This is a genomic window from Brevundimonas sp. Bb-A (genome assembly GCF_009394735.1).
GTDB classification, from domain to species: Bacteria; Pseudomonadota; Alphaproteobacteria; order Caulobacterales; family Caulobacteraceae; genus Brevundimonas; species Brevundimonas aurantiaca.
The window spans coordinates 2095570-2119486 of record NZ_CP045456.1 but is presented as its reverse complement, the minus strand read 5'-3'; the positions used below and the strand labels follow the sequence as shown (position 1 = coordinate 2119486).

The window sequence follows — 23917 nt, the reverse complement described above, 5'->3', positions numbered from 1 at the left end:
ACAGGCTGAAAAGGCGGGCGTCTTCCGTCAAGATTACGAGCGTCGGCCAAGCGTCGCATGATTCAGCCGAACAGCTCCAACTGCGGCCGGGCGTCGGCGGGGATGCGGAACTGGGTTTCGTCGAGCGGTCGCAGCGGCGCATCCAGGCCGTAGCGTTTGACGGCGGCCTTGAAGCGGGCGCCGATCAGTTCGGCGACGGGACCGGTTCCCTTCATCCGCTGGGACCAGTCGGCGTCATAGTCCTTGCCTCCGCGCGTCTGGCGGATCAGGGACATGACGCGGGCGGCTCGATCGGGGCGGGCGTCGGCCAGCCATTCGCGAAACAGATCCTTGATCTCCAGCGGCAGGCGCAGGGTGACATACATGGCCCGGGTCGCTCCGGCCTTGGCCGCCGCCTCCAGCACTGATTCCAGCTCGTGGTCGTTCAGGCCGGGAATGACCGGGGCGAAGCCGACCCCGACGGGACAGCCGGCATCGGCGAGACGGCTGATGGCCTCCAGCCGTTTGGCGGGGGTTGAGGCGCGGGGCTCCATGGCGCGGGCCAAGCCCCGGTCCAGGGTGGTGATGGAGACGAAGGCCGAGGCCAGGCCGGCCTGACCCATGGGCCCCAGGATGTCGGCGTCGCGCGCGATCAGCACCGACTTGGTGATGATGCTGAAGGGGTGGTTGAAACGCCGCATGACTTCGAGGATCGAGCGGGTCGATTTCAGCTCGCGCTCGACCGGCTGATAGGGGTCGGTATTGCCGCCTATGTGGATGCGTTTGCACCTGTATCGGGGGGCGAGGAAGGCCTGTTCCAGCAGACGTGCGCCCTCGGGCTTGAAGAAGATCCGGCTCTCGAAATCCAGGCCCGGGGATAGGCCCATCCAGGCATGGGACGGACGGGCGTAGCAGTAGATACAGCCATGTTCGCAACCTTTGTACGGGTTGATGGAGCGGTCGAAGCCGATGTCGGGACTGTCGTTCCGGGCGATGATGGTGCGGGCGTGTTCGGGCGTGAGGGTGGTGCGCAGCGGCGCGGCCTGGGCGTCGTCGTTCGTCCAGCCGTCCTCGAACGACTCATGCTGCTCGGGCTCGTAACGGCCTGTCGCATTCGAACGCGCGCCTCTTCCCTTGGCGGTTTGCATGAAAGGCAAGGTGGATCAAAAAAGAGAACAGAGCAAGAACATTTGTTCTCCATCTTCGAGGCGGACCACTGACAACCAGGACCAAACGATACAGTGTCTGTTGCGAAATCAGCCGCTGCGGGTGTAGAGGGCTGTCTTGCTTCCTCGCACGGCGATGGCCGAGGCGGCGGGAGCTGCTTGGGTCCTGATCCGGAGAGCCCGATGGCCGCCCGCCGCTATTCCGCCGTCGCCGTCGCCCTGCACTGGGTGATCGCGCTCTGCATCCTGTCCATGATCCCGATGGGGTGGTGGATGACCGCCGCGATCGAACAGCCGGGGAGCCAGGCCGCAGCCTACCGCCTGTTCCAACTCCACAAGTCGATCGGCTTTCTGATTCTGGCCCTGACCCTGGTGCGGATCGTCTGGCGGCTGACGCATCGGCCGCCGGCCCTGCCTGCGGGGATGAGGCGGTGGGAGGCCTTCGCCGCTCATGCGACCCATGCGGCCTTCTACGCCCTGATGCTGGGTCTGCCGTTGACGGGGTGGCTGTATGTCTCGGCCGGCTGGGCCGTGTCGCAGGACCGGGCGCTGGAGGTGGCGACCCGCTGGTTTGGCCTGTTTCCCGTCCCGCACCTGCCGGGGGTGGCCGAACTGGCGGCGGAGGCGCGGCGAGCTGTGGCCTTTTCGGCCATGGGCGCGCACGCCGCCATGGCCTGGGGCGCGGTCGTCCTCGTGATCCTGCACGTCGGGGCGGCGCTGAAACACCAGTTCCTTGACCGCGACGGCGTCCTGGCGCGCATGGTTCCAGGTCTGAGGCCGGGCGGAGAGGATTCCGAGGAAGGCGTGGAGCCGGACGCGCGCGCGGCCTGGGCGGAACGTGGTCTCGGCCTGGCCTTGATCCTCGTCGTGGCGACGGCCGGGGCGATAGCCGCGCAGCCTGCCCTCAGGACTGAACCGACGCCCCGACCTGAAATCGCGCCCGTTCCGGCGCCCGAGCCCGATATCCGGGCCGAACCGACGGACGTCCAGGCGGCCGAGGCCGAAACCGCCGAACCGGCTGCGGCGGCGGAGGCGTCGCAAAAGGCCGTCGACTGGACCATAGACCGCGAGGCCTCCGAGATCGCCTTCGCCGGGAGCCAGTCGGGCGCCGCCTTCAACGGCCGGTTCGAACGCTGGAGCGGCCAGATCCGGTTCGACCCTGCCGATCTGGCGGGGTCGAAGGCGGTGATCACCGTCCAGACCGGCTCGGCGCGGACAGGGGACTCGACGCAGGAGGCTTCGATCCAGGGGGCTGAATGGTTCGACGTCGGCCAATATCCGACCGCCCGGTTCGAGACGACGGGCTTCCGGTCGCTCGGCGGGGATCGATACCAGGCGACGGGCCGCTTGCGGATCAAGACGACCAGTCTGCGGGTTGTCCTGCCCTTCACCTACCGTGAGACCGGCGGCGTCGCGGCGGTGGAGGGTCGGCTGCAACTGGACCGGACCGCGTTGAACCTGGGCCTGGAATCCGACGCGACCGGCGACTGGGTCTCTAAGATGGTCGACGTCCGGATCAAGGTCAGAGCGCGGCGGGCCGAATAGGCGCCGACTTGCCCTGACGGAAGTCTGGCCTTAGGGGTCCGCGCTCTTGATCAATGATTCAGGGAGCGGTCGATGACCCTCGCACTTCTGTTTCCGGGACAGGGCAGCCAGGCCGTCGGCATGGGCGCGCAACTGGCCGACGCCTTCGCCTCCGCCCGCGACGTCTTCGCCGAGGTGGACGAGGCCCTGGGCCAGAAGCTGTCGGTGCTGATGCGCGAAGGCCCCGAGGATCAGCTGACCCTGACCGAGAACGCCCAGCCGGCCCTGATGGCGGTGTCGGTCGCGGTCATCCGGGCGCTGAAGGTCGAGTTTGATTTCGACGTGGCCAAGGCGGCCTATGTGGCCGGTCACTCTCTGGGCGAATATTCGGCCCTGGCGGCGGCCGGGGCGATCTCGCTGTCGGATACGGCGCGGCTGCTGAAACTGCGCGGCCAAGCCATGCAACGCGCGGTTCCGGTCGGGCAGGGGGCGATGGCTTCGCTGATCGGGCCCAAGACCGATCTGGCCCTGGCCGAGGCCGCAGCGGCGGCCGGCGCTGAAGTCGGCGTCTGCGTGGTCGCCAATGACAACAACGCCGGCAACATCGTCATCTCGGGCGAGAAGGCGGCTGTGGACCGGGCCATCGAAAAGGCCAAGGAACTGGGGGCGCGGGCGATTCCGCTGAACGTCTCGGCGCCCTTCCACTGCCCGCTGATGCAGCCGGCGGCGGACGAGATGGCGGCGGCCCTGGCCTCGGCGACCATTCTGGCGCCGGCGGTTCCCGTGGTGGCCAATGTGCTGGCGCGGCCGGAGAACGATCCTGAAGTCATCCGGCGCCTGCTGGTCGAGCAGGTGACCGGCCGGGTGCGCTGGCGCGAGAGCATGGAGTGGATGGCGAGCGAAGGGCGGGTGACCCGCTTCGTCGAGGTCGGTTCCGGCAAGGTGCTGACCGGCATGGCCAAGCGGATCGCGCCTGACGCCGAGAGTCTGCCTCTGAACACGCCGGAAGAGCTGGAAGCCTTTGCGAGGGGAGTGACGAGTGGCGAGTGACGAGTGGCGAGACTATCGCCGCCCCACTTTGCTTTTCCTCGTCACTCGCCACTAATCACTCGCCACTTCGGAGAGACATAAATGTTCAATCTTGCAGGCAAGACCGCGCTGGTGACCGGCGCGACGGGCGGGATCGGCGGGGCTGTGGCGCGGGCGCTGCACGCCCAGGGCGCGACCGTGGTGCTGTCGGGCACACGCGAGGCGGTGCTGGCGGATCTGGCCAAAGAACTGGGCGAGCGGGCGCATTTCGCGACGGCGAACCTGTCGGACCCCGAGTCGGTCGATAATCTGGTGAACGCGGCCGAGACGGCGGCGGGCTCAGCCCTGGACATCCTGGTGGCCAACGCCGGCATCACCAAGGACGGCCTCCTGATGCGGATGAAGGACGAGGATTTCCAGTCGGTCATCCAGATCAATCTGGAGAGCTATTTCCGCCTGACCCGCGCAGCGGTGAAGGGGATGATGAAGCGCCGGTCGGGCCGGATCATCGGCGTGACCTCGGTCGTCGGCGTCACCGGCAATCCGGGCCAGACCAATTATTCGGCGTCCAAGGCCGGGATGATCGGCTTTTCCAAGTCGCTGGCGCAGGAGGTCGGATCGCGCGGGATCACAGTCAATTGCATCGCGCCGGGCTTCATCGCCTCGCCCATGACCGACGTGCTGAACGACCAGCAACGCGAGACCATTCTGGGCCGGATTCCGGCGGGCCGGCTGGGCACGGGCGACGAGATCGCGGCCGCCGCCGTCTATCTGTCGTCTGACGAAGCGGCCTATGTGACGGGCCAGACCCTGCATGTGAACGGCGGCATGGCGATGATCTGATCGTCATCACGACACGCAACAGACTATTTCCCGCCCGAAAGCCTGTGCTAAAGGGCAGGAACGCATCGGCGGTTCAGGCTTTCGGGCTTGCATCGTCGTCGCTGCCGTGAGACGGCGATTTCTGAAGCTACCCCCGCCTCTACGGCGATTTTAAACAGGCAGAGAGACACTCATGTCCGACACCCTCGAGCGCGTTCGCAAGATCGTCATCGACCACCTGGACGCCGATCCGGACAAGGTCACGGAAAAGGCCAGCTTCATCGACGACCTGGGCGCCGACTCGCTCGACAACGTCGAGCTGGTGATGGCCTTCGAAGAAGAGTTCGACATCGAGATCCCGGATGACGCCGCCGAGCACATCCAGACGGTCGGCGATGCGGTCAAGTTCATCGACGAAAAGTCGGCGGGCTGATCCAGCCCCGACTGGCGGCCGACAGGCTGACAGATCACAGGGCCGCCCGGCGCTCCTAGCGGAGACGCCCGGCGGCCTTTACTGTTTCTGACCCTCGCGAATCCGCAGTGATTCCCCGGGACAGGATTGGAGTTGAAGGAGCACGCACCATGCGCCGCGTCGTCGTTACGGGCATCGGTCTGCTGACCCCCCTGGGCTGGGGCGTCGACAAGAGCTGGAAGGGCATCGTCGAGGGACGGTCGGGCATCGGTCCGATCACGGCCTTCGACACCGAGGGCTATGGCTGCACCATCGCCGGCGAAGTGCCGAGCGTCGACGGGCGCGGCGGCGGCGGCGAAGGCGACTTCGACCCCGAGAAAATCATGTCCGCCAAGGATCGCAAGCGCGTCGACGACTTCATCCTGTACGCCATAGCGGCGGCGGACGAGGCCCTGCATGACGCCGGCTGGAAGCCCGAGACGGACGAGGACAAGGAGCGGACCGGGGTCATGGTCGGTTCGGGCATCGGCGGCCTGGGCCCCATTGCCGATACGGCCATCGTCTTGAAGGAACAGGGGCCGCGCCGCGTCAGCCCCTTCTTCATCCCCAGCGCCCTGATCAATCTGGCCGGAGGGCAGATTTCGATCCGGCACGGGCTGAAGGGGCCGAATCATGCGGCGGTGACCGCCTGCGCCACCGGCGCCCACGCCATCGGCGATGCGGCGCGCATGATCGCCCTGGACGACGCGGACGTCATGGTGGCGGGCGGGGCGGAAAGCTCGATCGTGCCGATCGGCATCGCCGGCTTCCTAGCCTGCAAGGCGCTTTGCACCGCCTATAACGATACGCCGGAGAAGGCTTCGCGTCCCTATGACCGGGGCCATGCCGGCTTCGTCATGGGCGAGGGCGCAGGGATCCTGGTGTTGGAGGAGTACGAACACGCCAAGGCGCGCGGGGCCAGGATCTACGCCGAGGTCGTCGGCTACGGCATGAGCGGCGACGCCTATCACATCACCGCCCCGTCCGAAGACGGCGAGGGCGGGGCGCGCGCCATGAAGGCGGCGCTGAAGCGCGCCGGGCTGCAGCCGTCGGACCTTGACTATGTCAACGCCCACGGCACCTCGACCATGGCCGACTGGATCGAGCTGAAGGCCATCGAGGGCCTGGTCGGCGACCATGCGAAGAACCTGGCCGTCAGCTCGACAAAGTCGATGACGGGCCACCTGCTGGGCGCCGCAGGCGCGATCGAAGCGGCCTTCTGCGTCCTGGCCCTCCGTGACCAGATCGCGCCGCCGACGATCAATCTGGACGACCCGGAGATGGAGACCCCGATCGACCTGGTGCCGAACAAGGCCAAGCCGATGAAGATCGACGTCGCCATGTCCAACAGTTTCGGCTTCGGGGGCACCAACGCCTCGGTGATCTTCAAGAAGGTCGACTGACATGTTCGGACGGGGGCGGGGTGACAGGCGTGTGGAGAAGCGGTCGGGGCTGACGGTCAGTCTGCTGACCGCCTCAGCGACCTTCAGCCTGTTCCTGATCGCCGCCCTCGCCGTCGTCTGGGGCGTCTATTACGGGCCAGGACCGGGCGCACGGCAGGGGGATCGAACGGTCGTGACCCTGGCCAGCGGCTCGGGCGTCTCCGCCATCGCCGCCCAGTTGAAGGCGGCGGGGGTGATCCGTTCGACCGACCTGTTCAAGGCGGCGGCCACCTTCACCGGGGCGGACCGCAAGCTGCGGGCCGGCGAATATGAGGTGCCGTCGGGGACCTCGCTGGCCGGAGTGCTGAACCTGCTGGTCGAGGGGCGGGTGGTGCGACATTTCGTGACCCTGCCGGAAGGCTGGTCCTCGGCCCAGGCGGTGGACATCCTGGCCAAGGAGCCGGTGCTGACCGGAACCGTCGAGACGACGCCTGAGGAAGGCAGTCTGTGGCCCGACACCTATGAGGTGTCACGCGGCGACACCCGCCAGTCGGTGATCGACCGGATGCAGCGCGCCGCCAAGGAGAACCTGCGGCTATTGTGGGCCCGGCGCGGACCGGGAACCGTGGTGCGCTACCCCGAAGAGGCGGTGATTCTGGCCTCCATCGTCGAGAAGGAGACCGGGCTGGCGGCTGAGCGGCCGCGCGTGGCGGCGGTCTTCTCCAATCGACTGCGTCAGGGGATGCGGCTGGAGAGCGATCCGACCATCGTCTACGGCCTGACCCAGGGGCGGCCGCTGGGCCGCGGCATCCGCCGGTCCGAGCTGCAGCGCCAGACGCCCTGGAACACCTATCAGATCGACGGCCTGCCGCCGACGCCCATCGCCAATCCGGGCAAGGAGGCGCTGGAGGCCGTGCTGAACCCGCCGGCGGACCCGGCCCTGTTCTTCGTCGCCGACGGATCGGGCGGCCACGTCTTCGCCGTTACCTATGAAGAGCATCTGCGGAATGTGGCGCGCTGGCGTCAGATTGAGCGACAGAAGGCCGGCCTGCCGCCCGAAGATCCGGCGCCGGTCGCGGCGGAGGCCGAATCGGCAGCGCCCGGCGTCGCCGATCAGGCGACGATCACCCTGCCCCCGAGGGCGGGCCAGGAGCTGAGATGAGCATATCCGGCATGACGGGCTTCGGCCGCGCCGAAGGCGCCGGCTGCGGCTGGACCTGGTCGGTCGAGGCGCGGTCGGTGAACGGGCGCAATCTCGAAGTCCGGTTCCGCGGGCCGAACGGTTTCGACGCCCTGGAGCGCGCCGTCAGGACGGCCGCCCAGGCTCGCTTCGCGCGCGGTCAGATCACCGTCGGCGTCCAGGCCAGACGGGTGGAGGGGGCGGAGGCGGCGGTCACCATCAACGCCCCGCTGCTGGCGCGTTATCTGACCCTGGCGAATGAGCTGGCGGAGGATGGGGCGACGCCCCCGTCTGCGGACGGCCTGTTGGCCCTGCGCGGCGTCATAGAGGCCCCTGAGGAGACGGACGATCCCGAGGCGCGCGCCGCGCTGGAGACCGCCATCGGCCGGACGGTCGAAGAGGCGATGGACGCCCTGAGGGGCGCGCGTCATGCGGAGGGCGCCCAGCTGGCGCCCGTGCTGGGCGGGTTCATCGACCGGATCGAGGCCCTGGTCGCCTCGGCCGAGGGCGAAGCCCAGGCGCAGATCGCGGCCATCCGCGACCGGTTCAGCCGCCGTATGGCCGAACTGGCGCCGGATGCGCCGGGCCTGGAAGAGCGAATCTTTCTGGAAGCTGCGTCGCTGGCGGCCAAGGCCGACGTGCGCGAGGAACTGGACCGGCTGTCGGCCCATGTCGCTGCGGCGCGCCAGCTGATGACCGCGCCGCCGGCCGGACGGAAACTGGACTTCCTGCTGCAGGAATTCATGCGCGAGGCCAACACCCTCTGCTCGAAATCGGCTACGACGGCGCTCACTGGAATCGGCCTCGAGCTCAAGGCCGTCATCGAACAGTTGCGTGAACAGGTTCAGAATGTCGAATGAACGCTCGCCCCGCCGGGGCGTCCTCCTCATCGTCGCCAGCCCTTCGGGCGCCGGCAAGACGTCGCTGTGCCGCCGGTTGATGGCGGACCACGGGGGGCTGGAACTGTCCGTGTCGATGACGACCAGGGGCATCCGTCCGGGCGAGGTTGACGGTCGCGACTATAATTTCGTGGATCGCGAGCGGTTCCAGAAGCTGATCGACGCCGACGCCTTCCTGGAATGGGCCGATGTCCACGGCAATCTGTACGGCAGCCCGCGCGGCCCGGTCGATCGGGCCCTGGCCGAGGGGCGTGACGTCCTGTTCGACATCGACTGGCAGGGCGCGCGTGACGTAGCCGAGAAATGCCCGGAGGACGCGGTGCGGGTCTTCATCCTGCCGCCCAGCCTGGAAGAGCTGCGCCGACGACTGGTCACCCGGTCGCAGGACTCGGACGATGTCATTGAGCGCCGCGTCGCCAACGCCAAGGGTGAGATCGAACACTGCGACGCCTTCGACTATGTGATCGTCAACGAGGATTTTGACCGGTCCTACGCCGAGCTGGCGCACATCTATCACGCCGAGCGATCGCGCCGGTTCCGCAATCTGTGGGTGGGGGATTACAAGGCCGCCCTGCTACGCGAGCCTGTCTGACGAACAACGACACCGCGGCTGGCGGGAGGGGGACAGGCCGCCGCAGTGTCGTCTTCGGCTGTGAAGCGGCGACGACATCGCGCCGGCGGGGGCGTCCTGCGCGATGTCGTCCTATGCGCTACGCAACTGCACTCCTTTTCCCACAAGGCAGGTTCCAGAGCGTAAATATCGGCCTAGGGGCGATTGCTTAGGTACGACCCACCATGGGCCTGCCGCCTTTTGCGGATCGGCTCAGCCTGGATTTCGAGCGGCGAACCAGGGCGTGATCCGTTCCAACGCGACCTTGATCTCTCCTGTCGAGACCGCGAAGCTGAAGCGGATGTAGCGTCGACCATCGACGGGGTCGAAATCCACGCCCGGCGCGGTGGCCACGCCGGTATCGCGCAGCAGTTGTTCGCAGAAGGCCACGCTGTCGTCCGTCAGGTGGCCGATGTCGGCCCAGATGTAGAAGGCGCCGTCAGGCGGCGCGATCTTCCTCAATCCAAGCGCCGGCAGGGCCGCCAGCATCAGCTCGCGGTTGCGGGCGTAGGTCTGGATATGGCCCTCAAGCTCTTCGATCGCGTCCATGGCGACCAGGCCTGCGTGCTGGCTGAGGCTGGGCGGGGTCAGGAACATGTTCCCGATATAGGCGCGAGCGGCCTCGATCAGGGCCTCGGGGACCAGCAGCCAGCCCAACCGCCAGCCGGCCATGCTCCAGTATTTGGAGAAGCTGTTGATCACCAGGGCGTCCGGCGCGAACTGCAGCATCGACGGGGTCGGGCCCGCGTAGGACAGGCCGTGGTAGATCTCGTCCGAAAGGATGGCGATGTTTCGCGCGCGGCAGACCTCGGCGATGGCGGCGAGTTCGGCCTCCGGGATGATGGTCCCGGTCGGATTGGCCGGGCTGGCGATGATGACGCCGGCCGGAGCGGGATCGAGCGCCTCCAGCTGGGCGGCGGTCAGCTGGAACCGGGTCTCGGGACCGCAGGCGATCTCCACCGGCTCCAGATGCAGGGCGCGCAGGCTGTTGCGATAGGCGACATAGCCGGGACGGGCCAGGGCGATGCGGTCGCCCGGCTTGAACCGGACGCTGAGCGCCAGGACCAGGGCGGGCGAGGCCCCGCAGGTCAGCAGGATGTTGGCGGGATCGACCGTTACGCCGTACCGGTCCTGGTACAGGTGAGCAATGCGGGCGCGCAGGTCGGGGCTTTCCCAATAGCCCATGGCGTCGGCGTCCAGCACCTGATGTGCGCGGGCGACGGCGGCAGCGGGCGCGCCGGTGGAGGGCTGGCCGAATTCCATATGGATGATCGACCGGCCTTCGGCTTTCAGCTGGTGCGCCAGACGGCTGACGGTGATGGCGCGGAAGGGTTCGACGGTCATGTCAGGGCGTCCGCCAGTCTGAGGAAGCCGGCCACGTCGATCGTCTCGGCGCGGGCGTCGGGTTCGATGCCGGCGGCCTCGCACAGGGCGGCGCCGCCCAGCTGTTTCAGGCTGGAGCGCAGCATCTTGCGGCGCTGGCCGAAGGCGGCGGCGGTGACGCGTTCCAACTTCTTCAGGCGCTCAGGCGACGGGCGCTCATCCAGCGGGACCAGATGGACCACGGCCGAGGCCACCTTGGGCGGCGGGGTGAAGGCGGCGGCGGGCAGGTGCATGACGATGCGGGCGGTGCAGACGGCCTGGGCGATGACGGCGAGGCGGCCGTAGGCGTCCTCGCCGGGCCCAGCGGCGACGCGCTCGGCGACCTCCTTCTGGAACATCAGGGTCAGGCTGTGGGACAGCCAGGGGCCGGTCAGCCATTTGATCAGCAGGGCGGTGCCGACATTGTAGGGCAGGTTGGAGACCAGGTGGGCGGGGCCGGAGACCAAGTCCGCCTCCTTCACCTTCAGGGCGTCGGCCTCGACGATGGTCAGCCGGCCCGAGCCGTCGTCCAGTTCGGTCAGCAGGGGAATGAAGCGCGGATCTTTTTCCACCAGGACCACGGCGCCGGCGTCGGATTCCAGCAGGGCGCGGGTCAGGCCGCCGGGGCCGGGGCCGACCTCGATCACGGCGCGCCCGTCGAACGGACCGGCCAGGCGGACGATCTTGCGCGTGACATTGAGGTCCAGCAGGAAATGCTGGCCGAAGCTCTTTTTCGCCGACAGGCCGTGGGCGTCGAGGGTTTCGCGGAGGGAAGGAAGGTCGGTCACACGCCCTGTTAGCGCGCGGCGCGGGCCGCCGCCATCTCCGAGGCCAGACGAATAGCGGCGATCAGGCTGTCCGGACGCGCAATCCCCTTGCCGGCGATGTCGAAACCCGTTCCGTGATCGGGCGAGGTGCGGATGACGGGCAGACCCAGCGAGACATTGACCCCGCCCCAGAAGTCCAGGGTCTTGACCGGGATCAGGGCCTGGTCGTGGTACATGCAGATCACCGCATCATAGGTCGCGCGGGCGGCGTCGTGGAACAGGGTGTCGGCGGGTCTGGGATCGGTGATGTCGATCCCTTCGCCGCGCAGATGTTCGGCGACGGGGATCAGGGTCTCGATCTCCTGCAGCCCCAGGGCGCCGCCTTCGCCGGCGTGGGGGTTCAGGGCGGCCATGGCCAGGCGCGGGCGGGCGATGGCGAAGTCGCGCTTCAGGCTTTCGTGGACGACGCGGGCGGTGCGGGCGACCCGCTCGGCCGTGATCAGCTCGGGAACCTGATCCAGGGCGACGTGGATGGTGACCAGACAGGCGCGCAGGTCGCGGGCGGTCAGCATCATCACGGGCCCCCGTGTGCCGGCGTAGGGGGTGTCGGCGGTCAGTTCGGCGATGAACTCGGTGTGGCCCGGAAAGCGGAAACCCGAGGCGTACATGGGCGCCTTGGCGATGGGGGCGGTGACCAGACCCGAGGCTTCGCCCGACAGAGCGAAACTGACGGCTTCTTCGATGCCGTCGGCGACCGAGGGCGCATTGACCGGGTCGGGAAGGCCGACTGTCACCGGCGCAGGCAGCGCGCGGTGAATGACCGGGAGGGCCCGCTCGAAATGCTGGGCGGCCTCGCCGGGCGTGAAGACGTCGGCGACGGCGATCCCTTGCGCCTCAAGCAGGGCGGCGTCGCCGATTACGGCGAACGGCAGCATGTCGGCCGAACGCGCCCGCCAGGCGGCGGCCACGATCTCCGGCCCGACGCCGGCGGGTTCGCCCAGCGTCAGGACCAGAGGCCGGGTCATTTGAACTCGATCAGGGCGTCGTTGCGCAGATCGCGGATATAGCGACGCTCCAGCACCGCCAGGTTCTGGCCGCGCAGGCGGTTCTCGACCTGCTGACGATTGGGGGCCTCAGGACCGCCGACGCGACGGCCGCAGACGGCGACCAGATGCAGGCCGAGCGGCGTACGAATCGGGGTCGAGACCGAGCCGATCTCTCCGGTGCGGGCGAACTGCTGGAACTGGGGCGCCAGATTGGCCACGTCCGATTCGCCCAGGTCGGCGCCGATTACGCCCTGGGTCGCTCGCGCCTGGGACAGGATGTTGTCGCAGTTCAGTCCCTGGCGCAGGCCTTCCAAAGTCCGGGTGGCCGCTGCGAGCTCGGCCTCGGACGCCGATTCCGGCAGTTCGACCATCATCTGTTTCAACGAAACCAGGCTGGTCGCCGCGCCGTCACGCTTGTCTCGCATATAGATGATGTACACGCCGCCATCGACCGGGACGGGGTTCGACAGCTGGCCGGGCTGGAGCTGGTCGAAGATGGTCTGAAGGGCCGGCTGCACCGTGCCCTTGACCACCCAGCCTGCGTCGCCGGGGACGCGGGCCGAGGCGGACGGGGCGGAGGAGAACTGTTGGGCGACCGCCTGGAAGGGCGCGCCCTGAATGATCTGCTGCACCAGCTGGCGGGCGCCGTTCATCGCAGCCTCTTGGCCGCCGACCCGTGCCGCTTCGATGTAGATCTCACCGATCAGATACTGGGGCTGGGCCGCCGCCTCGTTCAGGCGGCGCAGTTCCTGCTCGACTTGAAGCGTGCTGGGCCGGGCGCGGCTGTTGAAGCGGCCGGGCACCAGCTGGCTCCAGCCGATTTCCGTGCGCAGGTTTTCGCGGAAGGCGCTGGGCTGAATGCCGCCTTGCTGGAGAAACTCCATATAGGCGGCGGGCGTGACGCCGGCCTGGCGCGCCATCTGGGCGATTTCCTCGTCGATCTCCTGGTCGGTGACCTTCAAGGTCTCGAACTTGGTGATTTCCTGGGCCTTCAGCCGTTCTTCGATCAGACGGTTCAGCGCCGCCTGCTGAATCGCCGGCAGATTCTGTTCGGTCGGCTGAACCTGGGACGAGGCGATCAGCATCAGCATCTGCTGGCGCAGGTCATAGCCGGTGATGATCTTGTCATTGACCGTAGCGACAATGCCGTCGGCCAGTTCGAACTGAGGCGCGGCGCGGGCCGCAACCGGTCCGTCTCCGGCCGCCGGGTTAGGCGCGCCTGCGGCCGTCGGCTGCTGGGCGGCCGGAGCGGGCGCCGTCTGACCATAGGCCGAACCGGCGAGGAGGAGCGCCGCGAGCGCAGCCCCCGTCGAATAACGCATCAAACCCATTGGTCGTCCTGATTCCTCACAGCGGTCCACCGGCCGGGCCGGCAGGCGGTCGCGCCCCGTACAGCGTCATGCTCAACGCAATCCGCCCTGTCCATAACCTGAACCTCCGAAAGTGGCGAGGTTTAGGCGTAGATACACCCCGTCCGACGGACCACTGGCCCGAACCCGCGTATTGTCGCGGCGATAACCGATCTCGACCCTAAAACAATCGTCGTCGAACAGGAGGCCGACCTCCTGGCGGGTGATGACGTTGCGCTCCAGATCGGCGATGCCGGCTACGGCCACGCCCCAGTGGCCGTAGACGAACTGCTGACCCGCCAGCTGGACGAATTCATAGTTCCGATTGAGCGGCCCTGACAGCGGATTGGACCGATCGACGATATAGCTGAAGCTGGCGAGGTTGCGCCGGCCCCAACGTCCGTCCAGCGCGGCCTCGGCGCGCCGGATGTCGCCGGAACCGTCAAAGGTGGCGTGGCCCCAGCTGCGGATACGGTCCGACGGTGAGAAGCTGCCTTGAACCACCCAGTCTGAGGCGGAGGACGCCAGGCCGGTGGGGTCGTAAAGGGCGCCGGTCGTGCTGTCCGGTATGGTGGTGCGGAAGGCGTCTTCGTCGTCGGCGCGATAGCTGCGGCCCACGAAAAGGCTGGCGCTGCGGCCTTCGGACCAGCGGATCGTAGCGCGGGCGCCGGCGGTGAAACGGGCGCCGCCTTCCACCAGATCATAGCCCGAGAAGCGGTCCATGCGGAACAGGGAGGATTCATCCAGTTCGATGACCTGTGAATCCTCATTGGGAATGCGTGGGTCGATGTCGGACTTGTTGGAGACCGACAGCTGGGCGACCGGCTCCAAGATGATGTCGCCGCGCGGCGTGCGACGCACCAGGGGGTAACTGAGGTCCACCCCGGCGCTCGCGCGCGTGCGGCTCAGCGTCTCGTCGCTTTCGACGCCCATCATCGGCGGCAGGTCGGACAGGGCGTAGAAGTCCACGCGGCCGTCGACGAACGGCTCGATACGCAGACCGTTGGCCGTGATGAAGACGCGACGCCACTCCGCCTGACCTGTGATCCGTCGGCTGTCCACGCCCGAAAGCCCCGCTGGGTCCCCCGGCACGATGTTCGGATTGAGCACCGGCGCGCCGACGAAAACGTCGCGATACAGGGATACGGCGGACCCCTTCAGCCGCAGCCGGCCGCCGCCGATCAGACCCGACGGCTCCCAGCGGGCGTCGACCAGGGGGGCGACGATCGGCAGGGCACCGTCGTTTTCAAAGACCTTGAACCCTTCCGCGTCGCGGAAATCCGTGTCGGCGAAGCGGTTGTCCAGTCTCAAGCTCTGGATCGAAAAGGCTGCGATCGAAATATAGGAACGGTCGGTCTGACGCTCGGCGTAAACTTGGCTGATCAGACGACGACGGTCGCCGTAATAGAGGCCGTTGTCCTGATAGGGGTTCTGAATGTCATAGCGGTCGAACAGGGTCTTGTCGGACGTCCGCTCGGCCGTGAAGCCGAGGCGCCAGGGGCCCCAGAGGTCGAACTCGCCATGGGACAGCACATAGCTGCGATGTTCCTTGTCGCCGAAACGGATGTTGCTCTCATAATCCCCGTCGCCGTCCCGATCGAAGTCGCCGAAGGTCCGTTCGTAGGTGTAGCCGCCGCGGGCGACGATCGTTCCGTTGACGAAGCGGCGGCGCCACTGAAGGTTCAGCAGGGGCGACACCCGCGTGTTGAACTGCGGGCTGATCAGCCAGTCTTCCGACGGCGAAACGACATGCAGATAGGGGGTTTCGATCGAGACGCCGCGGCCTTCGTCATAGTTGACGATCGGCACCAGGAAGCCGGACGCGCGTTCGACGGTGGGATCCGGGTGGGCGAAAAAGGGGGTGTAGAAGACGGGCACCCCGCCGATGCGGAACATCGCATTGCGGTAGATGACGGCGCGCAGGGCCTCATCCTGAACCACCTTCTCAGCCTGGATCGAGAGGCTGGGGGTCTTGGGACCCTTGTCGTCGCAGATGGGGCAGGGGGTGAAGACGGCGTAGTTCAGCTCATTGACCCGTTCGCTTCGGCGAACCGCCGTCGCGGCCATCAGGCTGGCGCCGTTGCTGAAACGGGTGGCGAAATCGACGGCGACGGCCGCCTTCAGTTCGCCGTCGGCCTCCAAATGGCTGGCGTAGACGACCGTGCCGTCCGGCGCGATCGCCTCCACCCGGCCGTCGGCCGCGGCCGCGCCGGTGGACAGATCATAGGTCAGGTTCTCGCCCCGAAGCACATGACCGTCAGCGCGCAGATAGACCCGGCGCGCGCCGTTGCTCTGGGCGACGATCGTGTCGCCGACACGGCCGGCGCTGTCGGCGTCCACATAGACGGCGCCCTGGGGCAGGACGTCGGAAACCGCCGATTGATCCGGCACCGGCTGAGCCTGGGCGAGCGCCTCTTCCGCGAAGGGCAGACACGCCAGGAGCGCCGCGCCGGCCAAAAGCCTAGCCCGTAAGGCCCTTGAACGCCGATCGCGATCACCTTGCATGAAGCATCCGTCTGTCTTGAGCGAGGCGCTCGCTTAGCCGTCTTCGGTATAGAACAGCAAGGTGAAGGCGGCGAGGGCCGTCAACAAGGGCGGCAGCCATGCCGCCACCAGGGGCGGCACCACCTCGGCCGAACCCATGGCCGAGCTGAATTGGTTCAGGAAGAAGAAGGCGAAGCCCAGGACGACGGCGGCCACGCTCATCCTCGCCAGGTCCCCAAGACGCATCAGACGTAGAGAGAAAGCCGCCGCCAGTATGGACATGGCCGCAAAGACCAGGGGCGTCGCCAGCAGCTGCTGAAGCCGAAGGCGATAGGCGGTTGAGGCGAAGCCGGCGTCCTCGATCCGCTGGATCTGATTCGGCAGGGACCAGAAGGGCGTCGATTGGGGACGGGCGAATCGCTCGAACGCCTCTTCGTCCGCCAGGCTGGAGAGCAGATCGAGGCTTGAATAGGCGACGGCCCTCTGGCCGATGCTGGCGCCGACGGCGTTGGTCAGACGCCAGCGGCCGGCGCTGAGCGCGGCCGACTGGGCGTCGATCCGTTCGGAAAAGTCGCGATTTCCTTCCGCATCCGTGACGTAGATGAAGAAGGTGACGTCCAGAAGCCGGGCGTTGGCGCGGTCCTGACGTCCCGCTCGGATGATCATCTGACGCTGATCGTCGCCTTCGCGCAGCCAAATGGGGGCGTCCGTCCGGTCATCGTTGGCGGCGCCGGAAATGCGGGCGCGTTCGCGCTGCCACAGACCGTCGCCGGCTGAGGCCAAGGGCCCCAAAACGGTCACGGTAAGAACGCCCAGGGCGAAGGCCATCCCGGCCGCCGGAAGGACGAAACGCCAGGCCGACACCCCCGCCGCCCGCATGGCGACCAGTTCGCTGCGTCGGTTCAGGCCGATATAGGCGCCCAAGGTGCCGAACAGGAAGACGAAGGGCAGCAGCTGGACGATCACCGCCGGCGACTTCAGCGCCACCAGACCCAGGATGCGCAAGGCCGAGAGATCTTGATCCGATCCTACGCCGCGTGACACCTCGACGAAGTCGATCAGCATGACCAGGGCGGAGATCACCGCCAGGGCCACGCCCAAGGCGCGCAACTGTTGAATCAGTACATAGATTTCGATGCGGCCCAGACGGGGAAGGCGCGAACGCAAGGACCGGGCGGGAAGGGACAGAGACCTCATGGTCACCCCGTCCTAGCCGGAGACAGGGGCCGCAGCCGCTCAACGATCGCCCAGGACCGGCGCTTTCGCGGCTTAAGTGCGCGAAACAGAAGCCGGAGCGCCAAGGCGGTCGCGGCGAGGGGCGCGATATATTGGAGCAGGTTCATCCAGGGGTTCCAGGCGCTGGCCGCGACCAGGCCATAGCCGATCACCCGCACGAGCAGAAACAGACCGGCCGCCTTAGCGATGCGAAGCGAATAGCCGGTGCGGCTGAAGGCGCCGCCCAGGATCGCCGCCAGGGCCATGGCCATGGCGGTCAAGGCGTAAAGCGGCGCTGATATCCGCGCATGGGCCTCCGCCAGAAGTTCTCCCCGCGAGCCCGCCGTTTCGAGCACGCGCGGGGTCGGGTTGAGCAGTTGACGCAGATAGAGGTCGGCCGGCTTGTAGCGAATCTGCTCGGTCACGGCCGAGAACTGTCCCAGCGGAAAGTCGTAGCGGTCGAAAGACAGGGTCTCGAGCACGCCGCGCGAGGAATATTTCTGCCAGGAGCCGTCGATCATGGTCAGGACCGGCTCATTGGCGGCGTCACGCCCGAATCGGGCCTCGGCCGCGCTCCAGTTCTGGCTGGACTTGCCGTCGTCCAGATAGACGAAAAGGTTCTTCAGAAGGCCATTCTGTTCGATCTGCTGGACATAGACGGTCAGCCCGTCCGGCCCCTGGACGAACTGACCTTCCTCGACAAGCAGGGCCGCCAGGTCGGTGCGGATGGCGAAGGCCTGGTTGCGAGCCTCCCTCTGGGCCCAGGGCTGGGCGAACAGAGTCATGATCAGGTTCAGGATCAGGACGAGGACGGCGAGCCGGGCCGCCGGCGATATGACCTGCCAGCGGGTCATGCCTCCGGCGAAGGCGGCGGTGAGTTCCTGTTCGCGCTGCAGCCGGGTCAGGGCGATCAGGGCGCCGACGAACAGGCCTATGGGCAGGATGACGGCCAGCAACTGAGGCAGGGCCAAAAGCGTCAGCTTGACCATCACCCAGACGCTCTGACCCCGTTCCACGATGACCTCGAGCTGGTCGAGGCTCTGACTCAAAATTCCGATTCCAGCCAGGGAGGCGCACGCCGCGACCACGGGTAGGGAGAGCTGGCGAAAAAGGTATCTTTGGATCAGGGTCATGGGCGGATGGACTTCGCCCGGTTGCAGGCGGCGGCGATGAGGCGCATCTAGTAGCACAGGAGGGCGCGTCCGCGACAAGCAGACGCGCCGTTTGTCTTTTTCTTCTGTTGTGAGCGCCGGGTGGGGCCCGGCTGGAGTCGTTGAATGAAGATCGAGTTCGTCGCTGCCGTTGACGCCGCTGAAATCCTGGCCGTGCCTGTTCATGAAGATCGCGTCCTCGCCGGCTCCGGGTCGGAGCTGGACGAACAGTCCGGCGGCGCCCTGACCCGCGCGATGAGCAAGGGGCGGTTCGTCGGCAAGGCTGGCCAGACCCTGATGGTTGCAGCCGTCTCTGGCGCAAAGGCGGAGTCCATCCTGCTGGTCGGCGCTGGGTCGGCGGACAAGACCGACGACCTGGCGGTCGAGGCGTTCGGCGGCAACGCCTATGCGGCGGTGAAACTGTCGGGCGCCGAGGTTCTGACCATCGACGCCTCCAACCTGAGCCCCGAACAGGCCGCGCGCGTCGGCTTCGCGGTGCGACTGGCCGCCTACCGGTTCGACAAATACCGGACGACCCAGAAGCCGGACAAGATTCCGTCGATCAACACGGTGCGCGTCGTGACGTCCGACCTGCGCGCCGCCGAGGCCGCCCTGGAGCCGCTGACGGCCGTGGCCGACGGCGTGATCTTCGCCCGCGATCTGGTGTCCGAGCCCGCCAACGTCCTCTATCCCGCCGAGTTCGCGCGCCGCGTCAAGGCGCTGGAGAGCCTGGGCCTGGAGGTCGAAATCCTCGGCGAGGCCGAGATGGAGAAGCTGGGCATGCGCACCCTGCTGGGCGTCGGCCAAGGCAGCCGCCGCGAGAGCCAGCTGGCGGTCATGAAGTGGAACGGCGGCGAGACGGGCGCGCAGCCCCTGGCCTTCGTCGGCAAGGGCGTCTGCTTCGACACCGGCGGCATCTCGATCAAGCCGGCCGAAGGCATGGAGGACATGAAGTGGGACATGGGCGGCGCCGCCGCCGTGACCGGAACCATGATCGCCCTGGCCGGCCGCAAGGCCAAGGTCAACGCCGTGGGCGTGCTGGGCCTGGTCGAAAACATGCCGGACGGCAACGCCCAGCGTCCGGGCGACGTGGTCGTGTCCATGTCGGGCCAGACGGTCGAGGTGATCAACACCGACGCCGAGGGCCGCCTCGTCCTGGCTGACGCCCTTTGGTACACGCAGGAGCGGTTCAAGCCGAAGTTCATGATCGACCTGGCCACCCTGACCGGCGCCATGATCGTGGCCCTGGGCCTGGACTACGCCGGCGTCTTCTCGAACTCGGACGAGGTCGCCGAGCCGATCCTGGCCGCCTCTAAGAAGGTGGGCGAGAACTTCTGGCGCATGCCGATCCCGGCCATCTACGAACAGCACATTGATTCGAAGATCGCCGATGTGAAGAACACCGGCAACGGCCGCGCCGGCGGCTCGATCACCGCGGCCCTGTTCCTGCAGCGCTTCACCAACGGCGTGCCGTGGGCGCACCTGGACATCGCGCCGACCGCCTGGGCGAACAAGAGCCCCAGCCCCACCGTGCCGGAAGGCGGCGTCGGCTTCGCCGTGCGCACCCTGGACCGGATGGTGGCCGACACCTACGAAGCCTGAGCCCTGGACGGTAGAGCCGGATGAGCAAGCCCGAAATCTGGTTCTACCACCTGGAACGGTCCACCCTGTACCAGGTGCTGCCGACCCTGCTCGAGAAGACCCTCGAGCGGGGCTGGCGCGCCCTGATAAAATCGTCTCATGCCCATCGGCTGGATGATCTGGACGAGCGGCTGTGGACCTTCCACGAAGAGAGTTTTCTGCCGCACGGTCGGGCGGATCAGCCCCATGCCGATCGCCAGCCGGTGCTTCTCAGCGAATCGGGAGAGAACCTGAACGGCGCTCAGGCGCTGTTCATCGTCGACGACGCAGAACTGGGCGCCACGGAAGGGATCGAACGATGCTTCATCATTTTCGACGGTCGGGACGAAACGGCGCTCCAGCAGGCGCGCGCCCGCTGGAAGACGCTGAAGACGGACGGGGCCAATATGGCCTATTGGCGCCAGACGGACGAGGGGCGCTGGGAAAAGGCGGCCTGATCGTCTTGGCGGCCTTGGCCGGCTGTTCCACGCCTGTCGCAGAAAAGCCGGCCCCGCGAACCGTGGAACAGGCGCAGGTCACGCCGCCCGTAGGCAGCCGCATGCCGACCGCCCAGACGACCGATGTCTGCAAGGCGGGGGAACTTCAGTATCTGGTGGGGCGGCCCAAGACCGAAATCCCGGTGCCTGTGGATGTCGTCAACCGGCGCGTGACCTGCACCACCTGCCCGGTCACCCATGATTTCTCGGCCTATCGGCTGAACATCTTCTACGACGCCCAGACAGGGATCATCGAACAGGTCCGCTGCGGCTGACGCTGGCTTTTAGGAGAGACGACCATGAAGACCGCCTTCATCCTGACGACCCTGATGTCGGCGGGCCTGGCCCTGTCGGCCTGCGCCCCGACCGAGACGCCCGCCGCCGGCGCTGCGCCGGGGGGCGACACCGCGTTCAAAGCCTGCAAGGTGGAGGACTATCAGGCCTATGTGGGCCGGAACCGTTCGACGGTGCCCAGCGCGCCGGAAGGTCAGACCTTCCGCATCCTGTGCACCACCTGCGCGGCGACCATGGACTATCGCGAGAACCGGGTGAACTTCGTCTATGACGAGGCGACCGGCGTGATCCAGCAGGTCAAGTGCGGCTGAGGCTCAGCGACCGACCGTGTCGCCGGGCCAGAGCGGAGCGCTGAACGTCTTCGCCAGATAGTCCATAAGGGCCGATACGCGCGCGGGGCGCGGTCCGCCGCTGGGCGCGACCAGATGCAGGGCGATGGGGGGCAGGCGCCAGTCGGTCATGACCGTTTCCAGCCGGCCTTCGGCGACGTCTTTCCAATAGATGAAGTCCGGCTGGGGGAAGAGGCCCAGGCCCGCGCAGAGGGACGCGGTCAGGGCGTCGGAATTATTGGCCCGCAACGGCCCGCGCGGCCGCACCACGACCTCTTCGCCGGCGTCATTGATGAAGCGCCAGGCGTCCGGGGTCGGCATATAGGCGTAGCCGAGGCAGGAATGCCGCTCCAGATCGTTCGGATGGATCGGCCGCCCGCGCTGGGCCAGATAGTCAGGCGAGGCCACGAGGAACCGCTCGACCGGCCGCAGACGACGCGCCGTGAGCGATGAGTCGGGCAGGGCGGCGATGCGCAGGGCGCAGTCGAAGCCGCCGCCCACCAGATCGACCACCTCGTCCGACAGATGCAGATCGACGGAGACATCCGGATGGGTCGCCAGGAACTGCGGCAGGGCCGGGGCGACATAGGCCATGCCGAACGACATGGGGGCGGCCAGCCGCACCAGGCCGCGCGGCGTCACCGACATGTCCAAGGCCTCCGACATCGCCCCTTCGGCCTCGGCCAGCATGAGGCCGGCGCGCGCCGCCAGATTGCGCCCGGCGTCGGTCAAGGCGAAGCGGCGCGAGGTGCGGTGGAGCAGGGTGGTCTTCAACTGCTGCTCCAGCCGGGCCACGGCCTTGGACACGGTCGCCTTGGACATGGCCAGAGCTTCGGCAGCGCCCGAAAAGGACTGAGTTTCCGCGACCTTGGCGAAGATGGCCATGGCCTCGAGGTCAGGCAGGCGGGACATGGCGGTCTCCAAGTCGGAAACGATGAGTTTCAGGGGTTTCTATTTCTGTTCGGTCGTCGATCTCTATCTTGGCGTCAAGTCAAGGACGCCGGGACGGCCCGGCCTGAGGACAGACCGATGATCGAACGCAGACCCTTTGAATCTCTCGGCGGCGCCAACCATGGTTGGCTGAACGCCAAACATCACTTCTCCTTCGCCAACTACTATGATCCCAAGCGGATGAGCTGGGGCAATCTGCGGGTTTGGAATGACGATGAGATCGCCGCCGGAACGGGCTTCCCGCCTCACCCGCACGCCGACATGGAGATCATCACCTATGTCCGTGACGGGGCCATCACCCATGAGGACAGCCTGGGCAACAAGGGCCGCACTGTCGCCGGCGATGTTCAGGTCATGAGCGCCGGCACGGGCATTCGTCACGCCGAATATAACGCCGAGCCGGAACTGACCCGGATCTTCCAGATCTGGATCGAGCCGACGCGGCGGGGCGAGGCGCCCAGCTGGGGCTCCAAACCCTTCCCCAAGGGCGAGCGCGCGGGGCAATTCGTCGTCCTCGCTTCCGGCTTCGACGGCGATAAGGACGCCCTGCCGATCCGCACCGATGCACGGATCGTCGCTGCGACCCTGAAGGCCGGCGACAGCGCCGACTATGCTCTGGGCGACGCGCGACGCGGGTATCTTGTCCCCGCCAAGGGGGAGATTGAGGTCAATGGTGTGCGGTTGAACGCCCGTGACGGCGCCGCCATTGCCAAGGAGGACGTCGTGACGGTCAAGGCCCTTTCGGACGCCGAGGTGGTCTTGGTGGACGCGGCCTGACGGCCAAAAGGCGCCGGGCGGGACCGATCCCGCCCGGCGTCGCTTCAGAGATTCGCCGCCCAGTCCGTCGCGCGGATCAGGCTGTCGATGACGCCAGGTTCGGACGAGGCGTGGCCGGCGTCGCCGACGATGTCCAGCTTCGCCTCGGGCCAGGCGCGGTGCAGGGCCCAGGCGCCGGCGATCGGCGTCACGACGTCGAACCGGCCTTGGGCGATCCAGCAGGGAATGTGGCGCATCCGGTCCACATTCTTCAGAATCCAGCCGTCTTCAGGAAAGAAGCCGGCGTTGGTGAAGAACCAGTTTTCAATCCGCGCGAAGGCGACAGCGAAGGTCGGGTCGGCGAACTTGTCCGGCTTGGCGCTGGGCCCTTCCACGCTGACGGTCTCGCCTTCCCAGCAGGACCAGGCGACGGCGCAGCGCTCCCGCTCGCCCTGATCCTCGCCGATCAGTCGCTTGTGATAGGCCCCCATCAGATCGTCGCGCTCAGCGACGGGAATCGGCTCGACAAAGCGTTCCCAGGCGTCGGGGAAGATCATCGAGGCGCCGTCCTGATAGAACCAGTGCAACTCCTTCTTGGTCAGAAGGAAGATGCCGCGCAGCACCAGGGCCATGACCCGTTCAGGATGGGTGATGGCGTAGGCCATCGAGAGGGTGGAGCCCCACGATCCCCCGAACACCACCCATTTGTCGACGCCGCAGCGCTCGCGCAGCCGTTCGATGTCCTCGATCAGGGTCCATGTGGTGTTGTTCTCCAGGGACGCATGCGGTCGGGATTGGCCGCACCCCCTCTGATCGAACAGGATAATCCGGTAACGCGCCGGGTCGAAATAGCGCCGCATGCCCGGATTGACCGCCCCGCCGGGGCCTCCGTGCAGGACCAGGACCGGCCGGCCCTGGGGATTGCCGCATTCCTCGTAATAGATCTCATGGACCCCGTCGGTCTGCATCCAGCCGGAGGCGAAGGGCTCGATCTCGGGATAAAGGTCTCGACGCGGCTCAGAAGGCGCAGGGAAGGCCATGGGGAGGTCTTTCG

Annotated in this window: 23 protein-coding genes; 13 read left to right on the top strand and 10 right to left on the bottom strand. The window is 67.2% G+C overall.

Annotated features, from left to right (window positions below; translation table 11 throughout):
• Positions 1-62: 62 nt before the first annotated feature.
• Entirely contained in the window at positions 63-1127 is a 1065-nt protein-coding gene (locus tag BSP_RS10420; protein ID WP_152950300.1) for a PA0069 family radical SAM protein, read from the bottom strand.
• A gap of 201 nt (positions 1128-1328) precedes the next feature.
• On the opposite strand from BSP_RS10420, the gene BSP_RS10415 reads away from it, so the two are divergent.
• The 8 genes from BSP_RS10415 to gmk all read left to right on the top strand — a co-directional run bounded on the left by BSP_RS10415 (position 1329) and on the right by gmk (position 9024).
• On the top strand, positions 1329-2690 hold the full coding sequence (locus tag BSP_RS10415; RefSeq protein ID WP_152950299.1) for a cytochrome b/b6 domain-containing protein: 1362 nt from the start codon (positions 1329-1331) through the stop codon (positions 2688-2690).
• Positions 2691-2762: 72 nt separating this feature from the next.
• Positions 2763-3719, top strand: coding sequence for an ACP S-malonyltransferase (gene fabD / locus BSP_RS10410; protein WP_152950298.1), 957 nt, complete (start codon positions 2763-2765; stop codon positions 3717-3719).
• Positions 3720-3800: 81 nt separating this feature from the next.
• On the top strand, positions 3801-4541 hold the full coding sequence (fabG, locus tag BSP_RS10405) for a 3-oxoacyl-[acyl-carrier-protein] reductase (protein WP_152950297.1): 741 nt from the start codon (positions 3801-3803) through the stop codon (positions 4539-4541).
• Positions 4542-4713: 172 nt separating this feature from the next.
• Positions 4714-4953, top strand: a complete 240-nt coding sequence (locus tag BSP_RS10400; RefSeq protein WP_008264317.1) for an acyl carrier protein — start codon at positions 4714-4716, stop codon at positions 4951-4953.
• Positions 4954-5102: 149 nt separating this feature from the next.
• Positions 5103-6374, top strand: a complete 1272-nt coding sequence (gene fabF / locus BSP_RS10395; protein ID WP_152950296.1) for a beta-ketoacyl-ACP synthase II — start codon at positions 5103-5105, stop codon at positions 6372-6374.
• Between the two features lies 1 nt (position 6375).
• A complete protein-coding gene (mltG, locus tag BSP_RS10390) occupies positions 6376-7515 on the top strand; it encodes an endolytic transglycosylase MltG (protein WP_152950295.1) in 1140 nt (379 codons plus the stop codon).
• A complete protein-coding gene (locus tag BSP_RS10385) occupies positions 7512-8393 on the top strand; it encodes a YicC/YloC family endoribonuclease (protein ID WP_152950294.1) in 882 nt (293 codons plus the stop codon). The genes mltG and BSP_RS10385 overlap by 4 nt, the downstream gene beginning before the upstream one ends.
• On the top strand, positions 8383-9024 hold the full coding sequence (gene gmk, locus BSP_RS10380; protein ID WP_152950293.1) for a guanylate kinase: 642 nt from the start codon (positions 8383-8385) through the stop codon (positions 9022-9024). Before BSP_RS10385 ends, gmk begins: the two co-directional genes overlap by 11 nt.
• A 231-nt stretch (positions 9025-9255) precedes the next feature.
• On the opposite strand, the gene BSP_RS10375 is transcribed toward gmk, so the two are convergent.
• From BSP_RS10375 to BSP_RS10345, 7 genes are all read right to left on the bottom strand, one after another.
• A complete protein-coding gene (locus BSP_RS10375) occupies positions 9256-10386 on the bottom strand; it encodes a pyridoxal phosphate-dependent aminotransferase (RefSeq protein ID WP_152950292.1) in 1131 nt (376 codons plus the stop codon).
• The gene (rsmA, locus tag BSP_RS10370; RefSeq protein WP_152950291.1) at positions 10383-11192 is read right to left on the bottom strand and encodes a 16S rRNA (adenine(1518)-N(6)/adenine(1519)-N(6))-dimethyltransferase RsmA; all 810 of its coding nucleotides are present in this window, start codon (positions 11190-11192) and stop codon (positions 10383-10385) included. The genes BSP_RS10375 and rsmA overlap by 4 nt, the downstream gene beginning before the upstream one ends.
• Before the next feature lie 8 nt (positions 11193-11200).
• A complete protein-coding gene (pdxA, locus tag BSP_RS10365; protein ID WP_152950290.1) occupies positions 11201-12196 on the bottom strand; it encodes a 4-hydroxythreonine-4-phosphate dehydrogenase PdxA in 996 nt (331 codons plus the stop codon).
• Positions 12193-13548, bottom strand: a complete 1356-nt coding sequence (locus BSP_RS10360) for a peptidylprolyl isomerase (protein ID WP_224760935.1) — start codon at positions 13546-13548, stop codon at positions 12193-12195. Before BSP_RS10360 ends, pdxA begins: the two co-directional genes overlap by 4 nt.
• 72 nt (positions 13549-13620) lie before the next feature.
• Positions 13621-16023 carry an LPS-assembly protein LptD gene (locus tag BSP_RS10355; protein ID WP_227975924.1) on the bottom strand — a complete coding sequence of 801 codons (2403 nt, stop codon included), beginning with the start codon at positions 16021-16023 and terminating at the stop codon, positions 13621-13623.
• Between the two features lie 81 nt (positions 16024-16104).
• Entirely contained in the window at positions 16105-17247 is a 1143-nt protein-coding gene (lptG, locus tag BSP_RS10350; RefSeq protein ID WP_152950288.1) for an LPS export ABC transporter permease LptG, read from the bottom strand.
• 2 nt (positions 17248-17249) lie between these two features.
• Complete coding sequence (locus BSP_RS10345) at positions 17250-18398, bottom strand: LptF/LptG family permease (protein ID WP_152950287.1); 1149 nt, start codon at positions 18396-18398, stop codon at positions 17250-17252.
• Between the two features lie 144 nt (positions 18399-18542).
• Between BSP_RS10345 and BSP_RS10340 the strand changes: the two genes are divergently transcribed.
• The 4 genes from BSP_RS10340 (at position 18543) to BSP_RS10325 (ending at position 21138) form a co-directional block, all read left to right on the top strand.
• On the top strand, positions 18543-20018 hold the full coding sequence (locus BSP_RS10340) for a leucyl aminopeptidase (protein WP_152950286.1): 1476 nt from the start codon (positions 18543-18545) through the stop codon (positions 20016-20018).
• 20 nt (positions 20019-20038) lie between these two features.
• Entirely contained in the window at positions 20039-20494 is a 456-nt protein-coding gene (locus tag BSP_RS10335; RefSeq protein ID WP_152950285.1) for a DNA polymerase III subunit chi, read from the top strand.
• Positions 20495-20595: 101 nt separating this feature from the next.
• Positions 20596-20808 carry a hypothetical protein gene (locus BSP_RS10330; RefSeq protein ID WP_054766951.1) on the top strand — a complete coding sequence of 71 codons (213 nt, stop codon included), beginning with the start codon at positions 20596-20598 and terminating at the stop codon, positions 20806-20808.
• Between the two features lie 24 nt (positions 20809-20832).
• Positions 20833-21138: a hemolysin gene (locus BSP_RS10325; protein ID WP_152950284.1), complete on the top strand. Its 306-nt coding sequence runs from the start codon at positions 20833-20835 to the stop codon at positions 21136-21138.
• A 3-nt stretch (positions 21139-21141) separates the two neighbouring features.
• Here BSP_RS10325 and BSP_RS10320 read toward each other — a convergent pair whose 3' ends face one another.
• A complete protein-coding gene (locus BSP_RS10320; protein ID WP_152950283.1) occupies positions 21142-22068 on the bottom strand; it encodes a LysR family transcriptional regulator in 927 nt (308 codons plus the stop codon).
• A gap of 117 nt (positions 22069-22185) precedes the next feature.
• On the opposite strand from BSP_RS10320, the gene BSP_RS10315 reads away from it, so the two are divergent.
• A complete protein-coding gene (locus BSP_RS10315) occupies positions 22186-22884 on the top strand; it encodes a pirin family protein (RefSeq protein ID WP_152950282.1) in 699 nt (232 codons plus the stop codon).
• A gap of 44 nt (positions 22885-22928) precedes the next feature.
• Here BSP_RS10315 and pip read toward each other — a convergent pair whose 3' ends face one another.
• Positions 22929-23903, bottom strand: coding sequence for a prolyl aminopeptidase (pip, locus tag BSP_RS10310; RefSeq protein ID WP_152950281.1), 975 nt, complete (start codon positions 23901-23903; stop codon positions 22929-22931).
• Positions 23904-23917 lie beyond the last annotated feature (14 nt).

What these genes read in the sequence shown, in the direction of transcription:
- BSP_RS10420 (WP_152950300.1), bottom strand. Translation starts at nt 1,127, where the DNA reads ATGCAAACCGCCAAGGGAAGAGGCGCGCGTTCGAATGCGACAGGCCGT.
- BSP_RS10415 (WP_152950299.1), top strand. Translation starts at nt 1,329, where the DNA reads ATGGCCGCCCGCCGCTATTCCGCCGTCGCCGTCGCCCTGCACTGGGTG.
- fabD (WP_152950298.1), top strand. Translation starts at nt 2,763, where the DNA reads ATGACCCTCGCACTTCTGTTTCCGGGACAGGGCAGCCAGGCCGTCGGC.
- fabG (WP_152950297.1), top strand. Translation starts at nt 3,801, where the DNA reads ATGTTCAATCTTGCAGGCAAGACCGCGCTGGTGACCGGCGCGACGGGC.
- BSP_RS10400 (WP_008264317.1), top strand. Translation starts at nt 4,714, where the DNA reads ATGTCCGACACCCTCGAGCGCGTTCGCAAGATCGTCATCGACCACCTG.
- fabF (WP_152950296.1), top strand. Translation starts at nt 5,103, where the DNA reads ATGCGCCGCGTCGTCGTTACGGGCATCGGTCTGCTGACCCCCCTGGGC.
- mltG (WP_152950295.1), top strand. Translation starts at nt 6,376, where the DNA reads ATGTTCGGACGGGGGCGGGGTGACAGGCGTGTGGAGAAGCGGTCGGGG.
- BSP_RS10385 (WP_152950294.1), top strand. Translation starts at nt 7,512, where the DNA reads ATGAGCATATCCGGCATGACGGGCTTCGGCCGCGCCGAAGGCGCCGGC.
- gmk (WP_152950293.1), top strand. Translation starts at nt 8,383, where the DNA reads ATGTCGAATGAACGCTCGCCCCGCCGGGGCGTCCTCCTCATCGTCGCC.
- BSP_RS10375 (WP_152950292.1), bottom strand. Translation starts at nt 10,386, where the DNA reads ATGACCGTCGAACCCTTCCGCGCCATCACCGTCAGCCGTCTGGCGCAC.
- pdxA (WP_152950290.1), bottom strand. Translation starts at nt 12,196, where the DNA reads ATGACCCGGCCTCTGGTCCTGACGCTGGGCGAACCCGCCGGCGTCGGG.
- BSP_RS10360 (WP_224760935.1), bottom strand. Translation starts at nt 13,548, where the DNA reads ATGGGTTTGATGCGTTATTCGACGGGGGCTGCGCTCGCGGCGCTCCTC.
- lptG (WP_152950288.1), bottom strand. Translation starts at nt 17,247, where the DNA reads ATGAGGTCTCTGTCCCTTCCCGCCCGGTCCTTGCGTTCGCGCCTTCCC.
- BSP_RS10345 (WP_152950287.1), bottom strand. Translation starts at nt 18,398, where the DNA reads ATGACCCTGATCCAAAGATACCTTTTTCGCCAGCTCTCCCTACCCGTG.
- BSP_RS10340 (WP_152950286.1), top strand. Translation starts at nt 18,543, where the DNA reads ATGAAGATCGAGTTCGTCGCTGCCGTTGACGCCGCTGAAATCCTGGCC.
- BSP_RS10335 (WP_152950285.1), top strand. Translation starts at nt 20,039, where the DNA reads ATGAGCAAGCCCGAAATCTGGTTCTACCACCTGGAACGGTCCACCCTG.
- BSP_RS10330 (WP_054766951.1), top strand. Translation starts at nt 20,596, where the DNA reads ATGCCGACCGCCCAGACGACCGATGTCTGCAAGGCGGGGGAACTTCAG.
- BSP_RS10325 (WP_152950284.1), top strand. Translation starts at nt 20,833, where the DNA reads ATGAAGACCGCCTTCATCCTGACGACCCTGATGTCGGCGGGCCTGGCC.
- BSP_RS10320 (WP_152950283.1), bottom strand. Translation starts at nt 22,068, where the DNA reads ATGTCCCGCCTGCCTGACCTCGAGGCCATGGCCATCTTCGCCAAGGTC.
- BSP_RS10315 (WP_152950282.1), top strand. Translation starts at nt 22,186, where the DNA reads ATGATCGAACGCAGACCCTTTGAATCTCTCGGCGGCGCCAACCATGGT.
- pip (WP_152950281.1), bottom strand. Translation starts at nt 23,903, where the DNA reads ATGGCCTTCCCTGCGCCTTCTGAGCCGCGTCGAGACCTTTATCCCGAG.